Annotated in this window: 19 protein-coding genes and 1 pseudogene; 6 read left to right on the forward strand and 14 right to left on the reverse strand. The window is 69.8% G+C overall.

What is annotated here, in order from left to right:
- Positions 1-4 precede the first annotated feature (4 nt).
- Positions 5-1,138 (forward strand): DUF373 family protein, encoded by a 1,134-nt coding sequence (locus RJT50_RS10920; protein ID WP_313691354.1) that lies wholly within the window; start codon positions 5-7, stop codon positions 1,136-1,138.
- Between the two features lie 41 nt (positions 1,139-1,179).
- Here the strand turns inward: RJT50_RS10920 and RJT50_RS10925 are convergent, their stop codons facing one another.
- On the reverse strand, positions 1,180-1,644 hold the full coding sequence (locus RJT50_RS10925) for an NYN domain-containing protein (protein ID WP_313691355.1): 465 nt from the start codon (positions 1,642-1,644) through the stop codon (positions 1,180-1,182).
- A 188-nt stretch (positions 1,645-1,832) separates the two neighbouring features.
- On the opposite strand from RJT50_RS10925, the gene RJT50_RS10930 reads away from it, so the two are divergent.
- A complete protein-coding gene (locus RJT50_RS10930) occupies positions 1,833-2,279 on the forward strand; it encodes a DUF5799 family protein (RefSeq protein WP_313691356.1) in 447 nt (148 codons plus the stop codon).
- A gap of 52 nt (positions 2,280-2,331) precedes the next feature.
- On the opposite strand, the gene RJT50_RS10935 is transcribed toward RJT50_RS10930, so the two are convergent.
- The 9 genes from RJT50_RS10935 to RJT50_RS10975 form a co-directional block, all read right to left on the reverse strand.
- Positions 2,332-2,481 (reverse strand): DUF7557 family protein, encoded by a 150-nt coding sequence (locus RJT50_RS10935; protein ID WP_313691357.1) that lies wholly within the window; start codon positions 2,479-2,481, stop codon positions 2,332-2,334.
- A 32-nt stretch (positions 2,482-2,513) separates the two neighbouring features.
- Positions 2,514-3,494, reverse strand: coding sequence for a 3-isopropylmalate dehydrogenase (gene leuB, locus RJT50_RS10940; protein WP_313691358.1), 981 nt, complete (start codon positions 3,492-3,494; stop codon positions 2,514-2,516).
- A 1-nt stretch (position 3,495) separates the two neighbouring features.
- Positions 3,496-4,176 (reverse strand): 3-isopropylmalate dehydratase small subunit, encoded by a 681-nt coding sequence (leuD, locus tag RJT50_RS10945; protein ID WP_425499672.1) that lies wholly within the window; start codon positions 4,174-4,176, stop codon positions 3,496-3,498.
- Positions 4,173-5,600, reverse strand: a complete 1,428-nt coding sequence (gene leuC, locus RJT50_RS10950; protein ID WP_313691359.1) for a 3-isopropylmalate dehydratase large subunit — start codon at positions 5,598-5,600, stop codon at positions 4,173-4,175. The genes leuD and leuC overlap by 4 nt, the downstream gene beginning before the upstream one ends.
- Complete coding sequence (locus RJT50_RS10955) at positions 5,597-5,983, reverse strand: DUF7989 family protein (protein WP_313691360.1); 387 nt, start codon at positions 5,981-5,983, stop codon at positions 5,597-5,599. Before RJT50_RS10955 ends, leuC begins: the two co-directional genes overlap by 4 nt.
- Complete coding sequence (gene ilvC, locus RJT50_RS10960; protein ID WP_313691361.1) at positions 5,980-7,041, reverse strand: ketol-acid reductoisomerase; 1,062 nt, start codon at positions 7,039-7,041, stop codon at positions 5,980-5,982. The genes RJT50_RS10955 and ilvC overlap by 4 nt, the downstream gene beginning before the upstream one ends.
- Positions 7,034-7,711 carry an acetolactate synthase small subunit gene (ilvN, locus tag RJT50_RS10965; RefSeq protein WP_313695978.1) on the reverse strand — a complete coding sequence of 226 codons (678 nt, stop codon included), beginning with the start codon at positions 7,709-7,711 and terminating at the stop codon, positions 7,034-7,036. Before ilvN ends, ilvC begins: the two co-directional genes overlap by 8 nt.
- Before the next feature lie 152 nt (positions 7,712-7,863).
- Positions 7,864-9,651 carry a biosynthetic-type acetolactate synthase large subunit gene (ilvB, locus tag RJT50_RS10970; protein WP_313691362.1) on the reverse strand — a complete coding sequence of 596 codons (1,788 nt, stop codon included), beginning with the start codon at positions 9,649-9,651 and terminating at the stop codon, positions 7,864-7,866.
- Between the two features lie 318 nt (positions 9,652-9,969).
- The gene (locus RJT50_RS10975; protein ID WP_425499728.1) at positions 9,970-11,205 is read right to left on the reverse strand and encodes a LeuA family protein; all 1,236 of its coding nucleotides are present in this window, start codon (positions 11,203-11,205) and stop codon (positions 9,970-9,972) included.
- Positions 11,206-11,536: 331 nt separating this feature from the next.
- On the opposite strand from RJT50_RS10975, the pseudogene RJT50_RS10980 reads away from it, so the two are divergent.
- Positions 11,537-11,824: pseudogene (locus RJT50_RS10980) on the forward strand (DUF5779 family protein); the annotation flags it as partial.
- Positions 11,825-11,859: 35 nt separating this feature from the next.
- Here RJT50_RS10980 and RJT50_RS10985 read toward each other — a convergent pair.
- The gene (locus RJT50_RS10985; protein ID WP_313691363.1) at positions 11,860-12,627 is read right to left on the reverse strand and encodes a VOC family protein; all 768 of its coding nucleotides are present in this window, start codon (positions 12,625-12,627) and stop codon (positions 11,860-11,862) included.
- A 60-nt stretch (positions 12,628-12,687) separates the two neighbouring features.
- On the opposite strand from RJT50_RS10985, the gene RJT50_RS10990 reads away from it, so the two are divergent.
- Both RJT50_RS10990 and RJT50_RS10995 read left to right on the forward strand, forming a co-directional pair.
- Positions 12,688-13,362 (forward strand): hypothetical protein, encoded by a 675-nt coding sequence (locus RJT50_RS10990; protein ID WP_425499729.1) that lies wholly within the window; start codon positions 12,688-12,690, stop codon positions 13,360-13,362.
- A 126-nt stretch (positions 13,363-13,488) separates the two neighbouring features.
- Positions 13,489-13,917, forward strand: a complete 429-nt coding sequence (locus RJT50_RS10995) for a JAB/MPN domain protein-containing protein (protein WP_313691365.1) — start codon at positions 13,489-13,491, stop codon at positions 13,915-13,917.
- Positions 13,918-13,985: 68 nt separating this feature from the next.
- Here the strand turns inward: RJT50_RS10995 and RJT50_RS11000 are convergent, their stop codons facing one another.
- Positions 13,986-14,195: a ribbon-helix-helix domain-containing protein gene (locus RJT50_RS11000; protein ID WP_313691366.1), complete on the reverse strand. Its 210-nt coding sequence runs from the start codon at positions 14,193-14,195 to the stop codon at positions 13,986-13,988.
- A gap of 132 nt (positions 14,196-14,327) precedes the next feature.
- Between RJT50_RS11000 and RJT50_RS11005 the strand changes: the two genes are divergently transcribed.
- Positions 14,328-14,654: a DUF5789 family protein gene (locus tag RJT50_RS11005; RefSeq protein ID WP_313691367.1), complete on the forward strand. Its 327-nt coding sequence runs from the start codon at positions 14,328-14,330 to the stop codon at positions 14,652-14,654.
- Between the two features lie 23 nt (positions 14,655-14,677).
- Here RJT50_RS11005 and aglJ read toward each other — a convergent pair whose 3' ends face one another.
- Entirely contained in the window at positions 14,678-15,589 is a 912-nt protein-coding gene (gene aglJ, locus RJT50_RS11010; protein WP_313691368.1) for an S-layer glycoprotein N-glycosyltransferase AglJ, read from the reverse strand.
- 76 nt (positions 15,590-15,665) lie between these two features.
- Positions 15,666-16,361 carry an enolase C-terminal domain-like protein gene (locus RJT50_RS11015; RefSeq protein WP_313691369.1) on the reverse strand — a complete coding sequence of 232 codons (696 nt, stop codon included), beginning with the start codon at positions 16,359-16,361 and terminating at the stop codon, positions 15,666-15,668.
- Positions 16,362-16,464: the final 103 nt, after the last annotated feature.

The following is a 16,464-nucleotide window of genomic DNA, read 5'->3' on the forward strand; positions in this document are numbered from 1 at the left end:
CACGATGCTGCTGGTCCTCCCAGTCGACCTCGACGACGACCTCGGTCGCAAGACCGGGCGGTCAACGCCCGTCATCGGGCGTGACGAGGTCGAGGACGCCGCAGTCGCGCTGGCGACGGCCGACCCGGAGGACTCCGACGTGAACGTGCTCTTCCAGGCGGTCCACACGTACGACGAACTCGTCGCGGACGAGTCCGTCGAGGAGGAAGTCGCCGTCGCCGCGGTGACGGGCGTCGACGGGGGGGACGTCCAGGCCAACCGCGCCGTCGGCGACGAGGTCGACACGGTGCTCGCGGCGCTGGCGACCGGCGAGGACGTGCGCGCCATCGTCATCACGGACGGCGCCCAGGACGAGTCGGTGCTGCCGGTCATCCGTTCTCGCGTCCCGCTCGACGGCGTCCGGCGCGTCGTCGTCCGGCAGGCACAGGACCTCGAATCGATCTACTACACGATGAAGCAGGTGCTCGCGGACCCGGAGACGCGGGGGACCGTGCTCGTGCCGCTGGGCGTGCTGTTGCTCATCTACCCGTTCTCGGTCATCGCCGGCATCCTCGACATTCCCGGTGCGGTCGTGCTGGGGCTCGTCTCGGCGCTGCTCGGGCTCTACACCCTCTTTCGGGGGCTCGGCCTGGAGCGCGCCGTGGACTCGACGGTCGAGCAGGTGCGCAACAGCCTCTACGCCGGGCGGGTGACGTTCATCACGTACGTCGTCGCGCTGGCGCTGCTGGTCGTCGGCAGCGTGCAGGGGTTCGAGACGCTGTCGAGGGTCGAATCGGCGACCGGACCGCTCCGGCTCGAGACCGAGGTCGCGGTGTTCGTCCATGCGGCGGTCCAGTGGGCCGCGGCAGCGGGGATCACCTCGTCGCTCGGCCAGGTGACCGACGAGTACCTGAACGACAGCTTCCACTGGCGCTACCTCAACGCGCCGTTCTACGTCGCCGCCATCGCCATCGTCCTGTACGGCCTCTCGGGCTACTTCGCACCCCCGGGTGCCGGCGACGTCCTCGTGCGCCTCACGCTACAGGAGCTGGCGATGGCGCTGACGGTCGGCACGCTGCTCGGGGTGCTCTCGACGCTCACGTTCGCCATCGCCGAGTCGCGCGAGGAGGGGGAAGAGGAGACGGCAAAGCCCGCATGAGGACCCATCGCGGTCGCGGCGAAGGGGTCCGGGAGGACGACTCACTCCCCCAGCGTGACGCTCTCGTCTGCCGCGTTCCGGAGGGCGTCCGAACGGCCGTACGTCCCGGGCGCGATGGCGAGCGTCCGAAGGCCGCGCTCGTTAGCGACCTCCAGTGCAGGCTTGAAGTCCGTGTCGCGGGACGCGACCGCGACGGTGCCGGCGCGGCCGGTGACCGCGAACGTGGCGACGTCGACCGCGAGCTTCACGTCGACGTCGCCACTCGTCACGACGACCTGGAAGCCGCGGGCCTCCGCGGCCTGGATGAGTCCCGGCGTCGCGTGCTCGTCGAGGTAGAGCCGGGCCGTGACCAGGTCGCCGGCGTCGGCCGCGGCCGCCCGAATGTCGTCGAGGTCGACGTCGAACTCCTCCCGGAGGACGTTGGGGCCGTCGACGAACAGCGCGACGCCGCCATCGGCGCCGACGCTTCCGCCGAGTCGGTCCCGAAGCCGCTCCAGCAGTTCCATGGCCGGAGGTCCGCTCGTGACCCGATACGCCTTCCGGTTCGAGGCTCCACACGGCTCTGCTGGCCGCGACAGCGCAGTGCTGGGACGGGGCGACGGTGGCAACTGACGGCACACGGCGGGACACGGTCCACGTTCGGCGGTGGCGTGAGAGGGAAATTGACATACCCCAGGCCCACCATCGGTCGGGTATGAGCGACTGGACCGACGCGATCGTCGGCGACAGGATGGCCGTGGACCGCGAGTTCACCGAGCGGGTCCGTGAATCCCGGTTCTCGAACCAGGAGTGGGGACTCATCATGACCGCCACGGAGTTCGAGATCGAGGACTCGGACGACCCGGAATCGGCACGCATCGTCGCCGATACGAGCGATCTGCCGGGCATCATCCCGGAGCTGGACAACATCTCGAACCAGATGAACGCGATGGCGGGCGGCGGGTCGTCGGACGGCGGCGTGTTCGGCGGCATCCTCGAGGACATCAGGAGCCTCTTCGACGGCGCCTCCGGCGGCGGCGGCGTCGACCGGGAGAAGCTCCAGGCAGCGGAGCGACTCACGGGCGAGTACGCCGACGAACTGCAGCGGCACCTCGAATCGAAGGGCACCTGGGAACAGGTCAGGATCGCCTACCAGGAGTAGCCGTTCCCGGACGGGTCGGCTCCGGGAGGCGACCGGGATCGGACGGCCGTGCTCACGGCACGTCGCCCGAGTGGAACATCGTCAGCTCCTCGGCCTCGTAGATGTTGATGAGCTCCTCGACCAGTTCGTCGTAGCTTTCGCCGTTCTCGCGGAGACCCTTCAGCCGTTCGAGCGTCTCCTCGCTCACCTCGATCTGGGGCATGTCGGGTGAAGTTCGACTCGCAGGCGTAAAAACTACAGGCGAGCCAGCACCGCGTCGGTCACCTCGTCGGTGCCGGCGTCGCCGCCCAGGTCCGGCGTCCGCGGGCCCTCCGAGAGCACGACCTCGACCGCCTCGCGGACCGATTCCCCCGCCGCGTCGTACCCGAGCGACTCCAGGAGCATCGCGGCCGAGAGGATCGTCGCCGCGGGGTTGGCGACGCCCTCGCCGGCGATGTCGGGCGCGGTGCCGTGGACCGGCTCGAACACGCCGCGATCGGGGCCGACGTTCGCCGACGGGAGCAGGCCGAGCCCGCCGACCAGTCCCGCCGCGAGATCCGAGAGCACGTCCCCGGCGAGGTTCGGACAGACGACGACGTCGAACTGCGCGGGGTCGAGACACACCTTCGTCGCGAACGCGTCCATCAGCACCTCCTCGGCCGCGACGCCGCGCTCGTCGGCGACGCCGACGACGGCGTCGCGGAACCGGCCGTCCGTCTCGCGCATCACGTTCGCCTTGTGCGCGACGTGGAACCCGCCCGTCCCGCGCTCGGCGACGAACTCGCAGGCGAACTCGGCCAGCCGTTCGGACGCCGACGTGGTGACGACGCGCGTCAGCGTCGAGAGGTCCTCCGAAAGTCGGTCCTCGTGGCCCGAATACACGCCCTCGGTGTTCTCGCGGAGGAACACGAGGTCCGTCTCCGGCCGGACCGCGTCGACGCCGGGGTAGGCCCGCGCGGGCCGCACGTTGACGAACGAGTCAACGGCCTCTCGCAGCGGGAGGATAACGTCAGCCGCGGTCTCGCCGGCCGCGCCGAACAGCGTCGCGTCCGCGGACGCGACGCGGTCGTACGTCTCCGCCGGCAACGCTTCGCCGGTTTCCTCGGCCACCGCGTCGCCCGCGTCGGCCTCGACGAACTCGAACTCGCCGACGTGATCGAGCACACGTCGCGCCGCCGGGACGACCTCCGTCCCGATGCCGTCGCCCGGAATCACGACGATCTCCTCGCCCGCCATCTCAGTCGCTTGCCTCCGGAAGCTGGTCGTCGCACACGTACGGGAGCGACGCCGCGGTCTCGCGGACCGCGCCCGCGTTCGCGCCCATCAGCGCGGTCGTGTCCCACTCGCCCTCGACGAGCGCGCGCCGCTGGGCCTCGTCCACGGTGGCGTCGACGGTCGTACCGCCGTACGTTACCGTCTCGGCGGCGACGTCGACGTCGATCTCGCCGTCGGGATGCTCGTCGATCCAGTCCTGCAGGGCCGTGAGCTCCTCGTGGCTCGCGGTCAGCGTCGGGACGCCGAGCGCGAGGCAGTTGCCCGCGAAGATCTCCGCGAACGACTCGCCGACGACCGCGTCGATCCCCCAGCGCATCAGCGCCTGCGGGGCGTGCTCGCGCGAGGAGCCGCAGCCGAAGTTCGCGTTCACCGCGAGCACGCTCGCCTCCCGGAACCGGTCCTCGTTGAACGGGTGATCCTTCTCCTCGTCGTCCTCGTCGAACCGCAGGTCGAAGAACGCGAACTGTCCGAGGCCGTCGAACGTGACCACCTTCATGAAGCGCGCGGGGATGATCTGGTCGGTGTCGACGTCGTTCCCGCGCACCGGGACGCCGGTGCCCGAGACGGACGTCACCGTCTCGGCGGGCCCGCCGCCGCCGTCGCCGTCGCTCCGTGGGGCGTCGCCGTTCGCGTTCGAACTCACGCCTCCACCTCCGGACGCTCCTCCAGGTCGCGCACGTCGGTCACCTCGCCCGTGACGGCCGCGGCTGCGACCATCCGGGGGTTCATCAGCACGGTGCGGCCGTCCTTCGAGCCCTGCCGGCCGACGAAGTTCCGATTCGAGGAGGACGCACACGCCTCGTCGCCCTCGAGCTGGTCCTCGTTCATTCCGAGACACATCGAACAGCCCGCGTTGCGCCACTGGAAGCCGGCCTCGCGGAAGGTGTCGGCCAGGCCCTCCTCCTCGGCGGCCCGCTGGACGCGCTGGCTGCCCGGGACGACGAGCGCCCGGACGTCCTCGTGGACTTCGCGGCCGCGCACGACCGCGGCGGCCCGCCGCAGGTCCGGCAGGCGCGCGTTCGTACACGAGCCGAGGAACGCCACGTCCACCCGATAGCCCGCCATCGTGTCGCCGGGGTCGACGCGCATATGTTCCTGTGCGCGTCGCGCGGAGTCCTGCTTGTCCGGGTCGAGATCCTCTGGGGCCGGAATCGGCTCCGTGATGCCGACGCCCTGGCCCGGCGTCGTCCCCCAGGTGACCGTCGGTTCGAGCGCGTCGCCGTCGATCGTGACGACGTCGTCGTACTCGGCGTCCCCGTCGGAGGCGACCGACTCCCAGTACGGCTTCAGCCGCTCGAACTCCTCGGGGTCGTCGACGAACGCCTGCGCGTCGGCGAGCCACTCGAAGGTGGTCTCGTCGGGGTTGACGTAGCCGGCGCGCGCGCCGCCCTCGATCGACATGTTGCAGATGGACATCCGCCCCTCCATGTCGAGCGACTCGACCGCCTCGCCCCCGTACTCGTACACGTAGCCGACGCCGCCGTCGGTGCCGAGCTTCCGGATGATCTGGAGGATGACGTCCTTCGCCTCGACGCCCTCGCCGAGTTCGCCCGTCACCTCGATGCGGCGGACGTCCTTCTTCTCCATGGCGATACAGCCGGTCGCTAGCACGTCCCGGATCTGCGAGGTGCCGATGCCGAACGCCAGCGCGCCGAACGCGCCGTGGGTCGAGGTGTGCGAGTCGCCACAGACGACGGTCTTTCCTGGCTGGGTCAGGCCCTGCTCGGGGCCGACGACGTGGACGATGCCCTGGTCGCCCGAGGACGGGTCCGAAAAGTCGATGCCCGCCTCGCGGACGTTCCGCTCCAGCTCGCTCATCATCTCCTCGGCCGCGTCGTCGCCGTAGGGGCGCGATTGGTCGGCCGTCGGGAGGATGTGGTCCACCGTCGCGTGGGTCAGGCCGGGGTAGGCGACCTCGACGTCGCGCTCGCGGAGCATCCCGAACGCCTGCGGACTCGTCACCTCGTGGACGAGGTGGAGCCCGACGAACAGCTGGTCCTGCCCGGTCGGCAGCGTCGTCACCCGGTGTCGGTCCCACACCTTGTCGTACAGGGTTCCCTCGCTCATCCGTCGGCTCCCCCGTCGCCGGACCCTTCGTCGCCGGACCACTCGTCACTCGACCCTCCGTCGCCGGACCACTCGTCACTCGACCCTCCGTCGCCTGGCCGTTCGACGCCGCGCGTCCAGACGCGGTTCGTCTCCTCGTAGGGCGGGTCGTGGCTCACGTCCGCGAGGGTCCCGTCGGCCGCCGTCCCGCGCCCGCCGCCCGCCCCGCCGCGTCCGTCCTCACCCGTCCCGGCCGTCGACGCCGACGAGGTACCGTTCCGCCGGGCTCGTCGCTCCCCGCCGTCGGCCATCGCCGGCCCGCGGCGGTAGACGTCCCAGAACGTCTCGCTCGTCTCCGGGTGGACGTGGCTCACGTCCGCCAGCGTGTCGCTGCCGTCGGTCATTCTCGCATCCCTACCTTCGATTTGTCGTCGTCCTCGCGCTCCGTGTTCTCGGCGTCGTCCCAGGCGAACAGGCTCCGGAGCTCCGCGCCGACGGCCTCGATGTCGTGGTTCTTCTCCGCGGTACGCAGCTGCGTGTAGGAGGGACGGCCGGCCTGGTTCTCGGCGATCCACTCGCGGGCGAACGTGCCCTCCTGGACCTCGGCAAGCACCTCCTCCATCCTGGCGCGTGCCTCCTCGTTCACCACGTCGTCGCCGCGGGTGAGCCCGCCGTACTCGGCCGTGTCAGACACCGAGTCCCACATGCCGCCGAGCCCGCCCTCGTACATCAGGTCGACGATGAGTTTCAGCTCGTTCAGGCACTCGAAGTACGCCATCTCGCGGCTGTAGCCGGCGTCGACGAGCGTCTCGTACGCCTGCTTCACCAGGGCGGTGACGCCGCCACACAGCACAGCCTGCTCGCCGAACAGGTCCGTCTCGGTCTCCTCGCGGAACGTCGTCTCGATGACGCCCGCGCGGGTACAGCCGATCGCCTGGGCGTAGGCGAGGCCCTCCTCCCGTGCGCGACCGCTCTCGTCCTGATAGATCGCGAGCAGGCCGGGAGTGCCCTCGCCCGCCTCGTAGTTGCGGCGGACGAGGTGGCCCGGCGACTTGGGCGCGACCATCGTGACGTCGACGCCCTCGGGGGGCTGGATCTGGTTGTAGTGGATGTTGAACCCGTGGGCGAACTGGAGCGTGTCGCCCTCGTCGAGTTCCTCCCGGATCGCCTCGAACACGTCCGGCTGGACGGTGTCGGGCACGAGCATCGAGACGATGTCGGCCGCGGCGGCCGCCTCGACCGGCGTCGCCACGTTGAGCCCGTCGGCTTCGGCGGCCGCACGCGAAGAGGAGCCCTCGCGCAGACCCACGACCACGTCGACCCCGCTGTCCGCGAGGTTCTGGGCGTGGGCGTGGCCCTGGCTGCCGTAGCCGAGCACGGCGACCGTCTTGTTGTCGATGTAGCTTCGGTTCGCGTCGTCGTCGTAGTATACCGGGGAGTCGAAGGTGTCGTCGTCAGTCATCGTAGTTGGGTGTGGATTCGTCGGTTGTCGTCTCGTCGTCGGTCGGTTCGTCGGTCGCGGAGCCGCCGGCCGAGTGGCCGGGCTCCTCGCCGGGCGTCGTCGGGGAGTCGCCGCGTTCGAGCGCCGTCTGGCCGGTCCGGGCGATCTCGATGATGCCGAACTGCCGGAACGCGTCGACCGCGTCGTCGATCTTCCGCTCGTCGCCCGTGATCTGGACGGTGATGGTTCGCGGCCCGGCGTCGAGCGTCCGGCCCTCGTACATCTCGGTGATGGCGTGGACCTTGTCCGGCTCGGTTCCGCGGACCTTCAGCAGCACCAGTTCCGCACGCACCGCGTCGGACTCGAGTTCGCCGACCGCGATGACGGGCGTGAGCTTCAGGAGCTGTTTTTTCGCCTGGTCGATGCCCGGATCCGTCTCCTCGACGACCAGCGTGATTCGGGCGTGTCCCTCGACGGTCGTCGGGCCGACCGTCAGGCTCTCGATGTTGAACTGCCGCCGGGAGAACAGCCCGGAGACGCGCGAGAGCACGCCGGGTTCGTGTTCGACGAGCGCGGAGATGACGGCCGTCCGTCGGCGGTGTTCGGCCCCCGCGTCGGGGTCGACCTTGATTCCCTGCGCGTTGCGCCGGGCGGTCGGCTGCGGGCGCTCGTCGGGCCGGGGGCCGGCCATCCCGCGCCGGGGAACCGGCCCGCCGTCGTCGCTCGGGGTGGCGTGTTCGGCCGCGGGCGCGTCCGCCGGGTGGGCGTCGAACGTCGCGCCGCCCGCGTCGCCGCGGCCGGTTCCGTCCGTGGACGCCTCGCTTCCGGTGCCGTCCGCGTCGCTCATAGCTGGTCCTCCGTGAGCGCGAACTCCCCGTTCGCGCCGCCGCTCGACACCATCGGGTAGACGTTCTCGCGCGGGTCGACGTGGACGTCGACGACCGAGGGGCCGTCGTACGCCAGCGACTCCGCGACGACGTCCGCGACCTCGTCGTACTCGTCGACCCGGAAGCCGCGCGCGCCGAACGCCTCGGCGAGCTTGTCGAACTCCGGCATCCAGTCGTACTCCGAGGCCATGTGCCGGCCCTCGAAGAACGCGTCCTGCCACTGGCGGACCATCCCGATGTACTCGTTGTTGAGCACGACGACCGTGACGTCGAGGTTCTCGCGGACGGCGACCGAGAGCTCCTGGATCGTCATCAGGAACGAGCCGTCGCCGTCGAAACAGACCACGTCGCGGTCGTCGTCGGCCGCCAGGCGCGCGCCGATGGCTCCGGGCAGGCCGTAGCCCATCGTGCCGAGGCCGTGTGAGGAGACGAACGTCCGCGGCTCGGTGTACGTCCAGTACTGGGCGGCCCACATCTGGTGCTGGCCGACGCCCGTCGTCACGATCGCGTCGTCGTCGGTGGCGGCGTCGTACGCCTCCACGACGAACTGTGGCTTCACCGGTTCGTCCGGGTCGACCGCGTAGTCCATCGGGTACTGGTCGCGCCAGGTCGTACACTGCTCGCGCCACTCGCCGGCGTCGGGCGAACGGTCCAGAGCCGCGTCGATCTGGTCCAGGACCGTCCCCGCGTCGCCGACGACCGGGTAGTCCGCCTGGACGTTCTTCGAGATCTCCGCGGGGTCGATGTCGACGTGGACGACGTCCGCGCCGGGCGCGAACGTCTCGACGCCGCCGGTCAGGCGGTCGTCGAACCGCGTCCCGACCGCGATCAGGCAGTCGGTGTGGCTGATCGCCATGTTCGCGTAGCCGGTGCCGTGCATGCCCGCCCACGAGAGACAGAGGTCGTCGTCCTCGGGGAACGAGCCGATTCCCGGCATCGTCGTCACCACGGGAATCCCGTGTTCGCGGGCGAACGCCCGCGCCTCGTCGGTCGCGTTCCCCTTGATGACGCCGCCGCCGAACAGGCAGAGCGGCTTTTCCGCGCGCGCGATGGTCCGGGCGGCCGCATCGACCGACTCGGGGTCGGCCTCGGGATCCGGCTTCGAACGCGCCGGGGGTTCGGGCGGCTTCGGCGCGCGATCGGTCTCGCCGAAGGAGACGTCCTTCGGGAGGTCGACGAGCGTCGGGCCGGGACGACCGGTCTCCGAGAGTGCGAACGCCTCGCCGACGACGTCGCCGACGGTCGTCGAGTCGCTCGCGAAGTAGTTGTGCTTCGTGATGGGCGCGGTGACGCCGGTCGTGTCGGTCTCCTGGAACGCGTCGGAGCCGACCATGTCGCTGGGCACCTGGCCCGTCAGGGCGAGCATCGCGTCCGAGTCCATCGAGGCGTCGGCGATGCCGGTGACGAGGTTCGTCGCGCCCGGCCCCGAGGTGGCGAGACAGACGCCGGGCGTGCCGGTCACGACGCCGTACGCGTCGGCGGCGTGGGCCGCGCCCTGCTCGTGGGCCATGGTCACGTGATCGATGCTGGAACCGTACAGCGCGTCGTAGACGGGCATGATCGCGCCCCCCTGGACGCCGAAGGCCGTCTCGACGCCCGCGGATTCGAGGGCGGCGACGACGGCTGCCGCGCCGTTTTCGGGGATCGCCGCGGCGGTCGCGGCCCCCGCTTCCCCGGTCGCGTCCGGGTCGGGGTCGACCTCCTCATCGGTCGCGTCGACGGCGGGTTCGGCTGACTCGCTCATCCGTCCGCTCCATGCTGGTGTCGTGTCATTTCTGGTGTGCTGGCTGGGTCGCTGTCGGGTGAACTGTCGGGCGTCGATACGGTCGAACCGGGTCGTGAGAACGGTGTGGTGTAGGGGTGGCTAGACCCCTACAATGATCGAGACGGCGGGCGCTACGCCGGGACCGCCGACGCGAGCGACCGGAGCTGTCTTCATCTCGACCGACCGTATCGGGGCCACGTATAAAATCCTGTCCCGGACGGCAACGGTTGCATCCGGGAGACCTGTCGCGGCCGCGATTCACCCGTCGCTGGCCGCGGGTGGCCGACGCGGCGGGCGTCATTTCAGCGTTGCCTCCCGCTCGCGGTTCCGGTCGTCCTCCGGCCGCTCCACCCCGGCATCCTCGGCGAACCGGCGCACGTCGGCCATCGTCACGCGCTGGGACGCGCCGTACTCTTTCACCTCGCGCGTGACCGCGCGAACCTGCTCGTCGGTGGGGTCGAACCCGTCCTCGCGCAGGCGCTGGCGGACCGAGTGGGTGCCCGTGTGCTTGCCCATCACGAACGAGCGCTCCGCGCCGACCATCTCGGGGGTCATGACGCCCGGCTCGAACGTGTCGCTGTTCTCGATGACGCCCGCGGCGTGGATGCCCGACTCGTGGGAGAACGCGTTGCGCCCCACGACGGGCTTGTTCGCGGGCACGGGCATGTCGCTCGCGCCCTCGACGAGCCGCGACAGCTCGGTGATTCGGGTCGTCTCGATGCCGGTATCGGCACCGTACACCGATTCGGCGGCCATCACGACCTCCTCCAGCGCGGCGTTGCCGGCGCGCTCGCCGATGCCGTTCACGGACACCTGCATCTGGTCCGCGCCGGCCTCGATGCCGGCCAGCGCGTTCGCCGCCGCCAGCCCGAAGTCGTCGTGCGTGTGCACGTCGATGCGCGCGTCCGTGTGCTCGCCCACGACCTCGATGAGGTCGGCGAAGCGGGACGGCGTGGCGACCCCGCACGTGTCGGGGACGTTGATCCAGTCGACGCCGACGTCGTCGACGGCCTCGATCACCTCGACGAGGAACGACTCGTCGGTGCGGGTCGCGTCCATCGGCGAGAACATCACCTCGACGCCCGCCTCGCGGACGCGCTCGACCGACTCGACGGCGCGTTCGACGACCTCCTCGCGGGTCGCGTGCATCGAGTCCTCGATCTGCACGTCGCTCGTGGAGACGAACGTGTGGACCGTGTCGACGCCCGAGTCGAGCGCCGCCTCGACGTCGCCCTCGACCACGCGGGCGAGCCCGCAGGTCGTGGCGTCGGTGGCCGCGGCGATGTCCGAGACCGCCTCGAACTCCGCCTCGGAGTTGACCGGGAACCCCGCCTCGACGACGTGGACCCCCATCTCCGAGAGCACCGCGGCTATCTCGCGTTTCTGTTCGTAATCGAACGACGTGCGTGGCGACTGTTCGCCGTCGCGCAGCGTCGTATCGAAAATCCTGACCGTCTCGAACTCGTCAGTTGCACTCAGCGTGCCCTGGAAGAACTCGTTCCGCCGGACTGGATACCGACGAGTCCTGATTATGGGACATCGACTGGAGCAAGAGCGGAACTCCTTGTAAAGCGTTGTGGTCGGACAGTTCACCCGATCGGTCGTCCCGTCGACCCCGGACGTAACGACCCGAAAACCGCAGGAGGGCGTCGACTATCATCCGGACGTAACACCTTATACAGAATAATACTCTTGTCAGGGTCCGGTTCGTGTTCGTCCAGTTTTCGGTTCCCCGGGCGCTCGTTTGCGGCCGACGGCCGGTTCCGTGCGGAGCGGATCCGACGAACTCGTCCGACAGGCGTCGACAGACGCGCGTCGGACGGAGTACCGAACCCTTTTGCCCGGTCACTCCGAGTGACGCCGTATGACCGACTTCGGCCTCGACCTCCAGGACGCCGAGGAACTGCTGGACGAGGAGGTCGCGGGCGAGGTCGTGCTCGGGCTCCTCGACGGGAGCACGGATCCGACCGAGTGGATCCGCACGGTCGAGTACGGCAACGTGCTGATCCTCTCGGTCGAGGGCGACCTGAACGAGCTGGCGGCCGGGTTCGCACGAGAGATCAACGACATGGGCGGGGAGCTCTCGCACTTCCGTGGGTTTCTGATCGTCTCCCCGCCGAACGTCCCGATCAACACGGACCGGCTCGGCGACTGACGGCGAGCCTCCACCCGTCGACGGCTGGACGGTCACGTCCGTCGCGGCGACGCCGGTGAGAGAACGAGGTGGTGACCGTCGGGGTCGTACAGTTCGACGCTGCCGTCCTCGCGTTCCAGAATCCGGACCGAGGGCAGGTCGCCGAACGCGCGCTCGGCCGCCGCGAGCGGCTCCGCGAGCCTGATTCCGAAATCGACGTGGACGCCGCCGCGTGCGCCCGCGAGACCGAGCTGTGGCTCCCAGAGTTCCAGGTCGAACGGGAGGGGGGCGTCCGGCCGTGAGTCGGCGGCGGCCCGCTCCCCGCCCTCGTCGTCCGGGACCGGCCCGCGAAGTCGCACCCGCCGGCGCTCGATGCCGCGGTCGACTTCCACGAAGCCGAGTTCCCGATACGCCCGCTCGGCCGCATCGACGTTCGCCACCTCCAGGACGACCTCGAAGACGCCCACGAGCCCCCGGCCGCCGTCCGCGAGGCCGGCGATCTCCGGGCAGTGGCCGTCCCCGTCGAACGGGTACACCGAGCGGAACGAGTCGAACGCCACTTCCTCGGCGTCGGGGAAGCGAGCCCGCCAGGCATCGTACTCCCCGCCGGTCGTCTCGAACGCGAAGTGGACGTGGAGCCCGCCGCGCGGGACCGATTCCGGGCGACGACACACGAGTTCGGTGCCGCCCACGTCGAACGCGAGCTCCGTTTCGCTCCGCCGTCCGGGGACGAGGCCGAGCCGGTCGGCGTAGAAGCCGGCGGCCCGGTCGAGGTCCTCCACCTCCAGGGCGAGATGGGCGAGCGCGGGGGTCCGTGTCACGTCCGAGGCTGCGCGTCGCCGGCACTTAAGCCCGCGGCGTTCCTCGGTCCGAGCATGTCGATGAAAGGGTCCGACGGGACCGACCTGCAGGAGATCGACGAGTTCGACGGCGGCGTCGGCTGGCTCGCGTACCCGGCCGAAAGCATGCGACGAGCGAGCCACGCGCTGTCGGTCGACGGGGAAATCTGGGTGCTCGACCCGGTGGACGCGCCCGGCGTCGACGAACTGCTCGCGGACCTCGAGGGCGACGTCGCCGGCACGGTCGTCTGTCTCGACCGGCACGGGCGTGACGCGGCCGCCGTCGCGCGACGCCACGACGTCCCGGTCCACGTCCCCGACTGGATGACCGGCGTCGCGTCGGAACTCGACGCGCCGGTCGAGCGGTTCGGGAGCGAACTGGGCGGGCTGACGGCGATCCGCGTCCGTGACTCGTCGATCCCGCCGTGGCAGGAGGTCGCGCTCGCCGACGAGGATCGCGGGACCCTGTACGTTCCCGAGGCCCTGGGGACGGGATCCTACTTCCTGGCGAACGACGAACGGCTCGGCGTACACCCGATGTTGCGTCTCATCCCCCCACGCCGTGCACTCGGGGGACGGTCGCCCGAGCGCGTCCTCGTCGGGCACGGTGCGGGCGTCCACGAGCGGGCGAGCGAGGCCCTGGAGACGGCGCTCCGTCGGTCGCGGGGGAACGCCCCACGGCTGTACCTGGGGACCATCGCGTCGCTGATACGCTGAGTCCCCGCGAACTGTCGTCTCGCTACACGCCGAGTCGCGCCCGCTCGAACTGCTTCCCGCCGCGGCGAGGGAGCGTTTCGCCGGCTCGTCCGCGGGTTTTTGGTCGGTGAACCCCACGTAATACCCGTGGTACTGCTCACGCGCGGCCTCGTCACGGTGTTGCTCGAACGCGCCAGCGAGGCCGAACCGGGTGGGGTGAACGTGCTGCTCGATACGACGCCGGCCGGCGAACTCGCCGGAGAAACGGCCGGCATCGACCCGGACTCGCCCGTGCTCACGCACTTTTACTTTCCCGAGGCCGGCGGGTCGGTCAGGGCCGTCTTCGGGATGGACATCGGGACCCCGGCCGGTCGGGCACGGTTCCTCTCGCACCCCGACGGCGACTCGACGTTGCGACAGACGGACGACCTCGCCGGCGTCGTGCTCGTCGCGGTGCCGCCGTTCGGGGAGTCGGACGTGTCGGCGTACGACCGGCGGGGACGCGAACTGGACCTGCAGGTCCTCGACGCCGAGCCGCCGGAAGAACACATCGGGGAAGCTCGGACCGACGAGTGATCGGGGAGGCGGGCGATCGGGCGCTATCGTCCCGAATCCTCCCCCGTGCCCGGTGACTCCCGAGCCTGCTACTCCAGATAGCCCAGGTCGCGCAACTGGTCGGTGATCTCGCCGAACTCCGCCTCCGTCAGTTCGCCCTGTTTCTGGTGCTGGATGACGATGCTGCGCAGGAGGAACCTGACGAGGTCGCTCGTCGAGGAGAAGCTCGTCCCCTCGATGGTCTCTTCGACCCGTTCGGCGAGGTCCTTGGGGATGGAGACGGTGGTGTACTCGGTCACGGTTCCCGATGTGGCCGACACGGGGATAAACGCGACGCCTCCGCGGGTCGAATCCCACGTCGAGCCAGCTCCCACCGCCCGGCCTCGTGTGCTCCCCCGTGTTTTAGGAGCCGGGGGAGTAACGAACCTCTCATGGCCATCAGACCGCCACGAGGGGACTCCGGGGAGCGCGAGTCCGTCGAGTTCGGCATCGCGGCGCTGAACGCCCGGCTCGACGACGCGGGGGTGGCGTTCCCGGCGACGACCGACGAGATCCTCGCGGCGCTCGGGGAGACCGAGGTTCCCTACGACGCCGCCGGTCACACGCTCGACCTGCGTGACGTACTCCACGACGCCGAGACGGACAGCTTCGAGACCGAGACGGAACTGCTCGACGCGCTGTATCCCGCCTTCGAAGCGCGCCGCCAGGGGCGGGCCGACACGCTGTTCAACCGGATCCGATCCCTTCTCCCGGTGTAACTGGTCCCGTCGGGCTCAGCTCCCTACTCGTCCCGCTCGATCCGGTCGAGCGTCTCCGCGTGGAGCGTGACGATGAGATCCGAGAGCACGCCGAAGATGAGCAGCTGGACGCCGAGGATGAGCGCGACGCCCGCGACGACGGCGAGTACGTTGTGGGAGATCCCCCTGATGAACCACTCGTACGCGACGTAGGCGGCGATCATCACGCCGACCAGTCCCGAGAGGCCGCCCGCGCTCCCGAAGTAAAAGAGCGGGTTGGACGTCTTCGCCTGCCGGTAGATCGCCATGAGGATGATGCCCCCGTCCTTCACCGGATGGAGGTTCGTGTTCGACCCGTCGGGACGCGGGAGGTACGTCACCGGGACGACCGCCGTGGGGACGCCGTGGCGAGCACACTCGACCGAGAGCTCGGTCTCGATGCCGAACCCGTCGGCCGAGAGGGTGAGCCGCCGGAAGGAGTCCCGCGAGAAGGCTCGATAGCCCGAGAGGATGTCGCCGAAGTCCTCGCGGTGGATGAGATCGAACAGCCAGTTGAAGGCGCGGTTTCCGACCCTGTTGAACCCCGTCATCGCCCCCTCGCGCATGTCGGCGAACCGATCGCCGACGACGTGCTCGGCCCCGCCGTCGAACAGCGGTTCGAGCATGGCCTCGGCGTCTTCCGCGCGGTAGGTCCCGTCCGCGTCGGCCATCAGCACGTACTCGGTCTCGATGTGGTCACGGACGGCCTCGCGGATGGCCTGGCCCTTGCCGGTTCCCGTCTGGGTGACGACGCGCGCACCGGCGGCTTCGGCGAGTTCCCGCGTGTCGTCGGTGGAGTTGCCGTCGATGACGAGGACGTTCGAGAAGCCGTGGTCTCGAAAGTCGGTGACGACGTCCGCGACCGTCTCGGACTCGTCGTAGGTCGGAAGGAGTACGCAGACGGCGTCCCTGTTCATTACAGGGTTGGTTATATGGGTGGGGGATAAACGGTTCGGGACCGCGCCACGTGGGACGCCTGGTTCGCCGGGGAAACTACACTGACGACCGATCACGTTCTGTTCGACGCCGGCGGCTAGCTGCACGGGACGGTCCCGTGACCCGGTCGCTCGAGGGCGACGGTCGAGCCGTATTCAACCTGGACGGCGTCCTCTGCGAGCAGCAAGTTGCCGTCGAGTCGACGTACGAGAACGCGCCGGTGCCGGCGACGACGTGCGCGCTGGCGTGGATGCCCAGCGCGGACTCCAGCATGCATTTGACCATCAGTTCCAGGTTGGCCGCCTCGGCGATGGCGGCGATCTCCACGGCGGCGAGCGGCCCGGACTTGCTGAGCTTCATATTGGGAACGTCGGCCATGTACACCTGCACGACCGCCAGCGCGTCAGCCGGGGTCAACACCGCCTCGTCGACAGCCACCGGGACCGTCACCTCGTCACAGACTCGCGCTAGGCCGGCGAGGTCGTCGGCACGCACGGGCTGTTCGAGCAGCACCAGGTAGACGCCGCGCTTCCGGACCGCACGTGCGAACTGGATCGGCTCGTGTACCGTCCACTTCTGTTGGCGTCGACCTTGACCACGGCGTCCAAGGTGATCTCGACGACGGCGACGACACGGTCCACGTCGCTCCCGGCCTTTTACCTTCTGGTGCTCGAACCCTGCCGCGGCGGCCGCTTGAGTCGTCTCTGCGGCCTCGTCAGGCGAGACGATTGGGACGGTGAGGTCGGTCTCCATCAGCGTGGAGGGACAGCCGAACAGGTCGCTCAGCGCGAAGTCCTCGGCCCCAGCAGTAGGAGTCGAGCAGCGTCGTCTCGACCGTGAACGGCGCCGACATCAC

Source organism: Halobaculum sp. XH14 (genome assembly GCF_032116555.1).
Classification (GTDB): Archaea; Halobacteriota; Halobacteria; order Halobacteriales; family Haloferacaceae; genus Halorarum; species Halorarum halobium.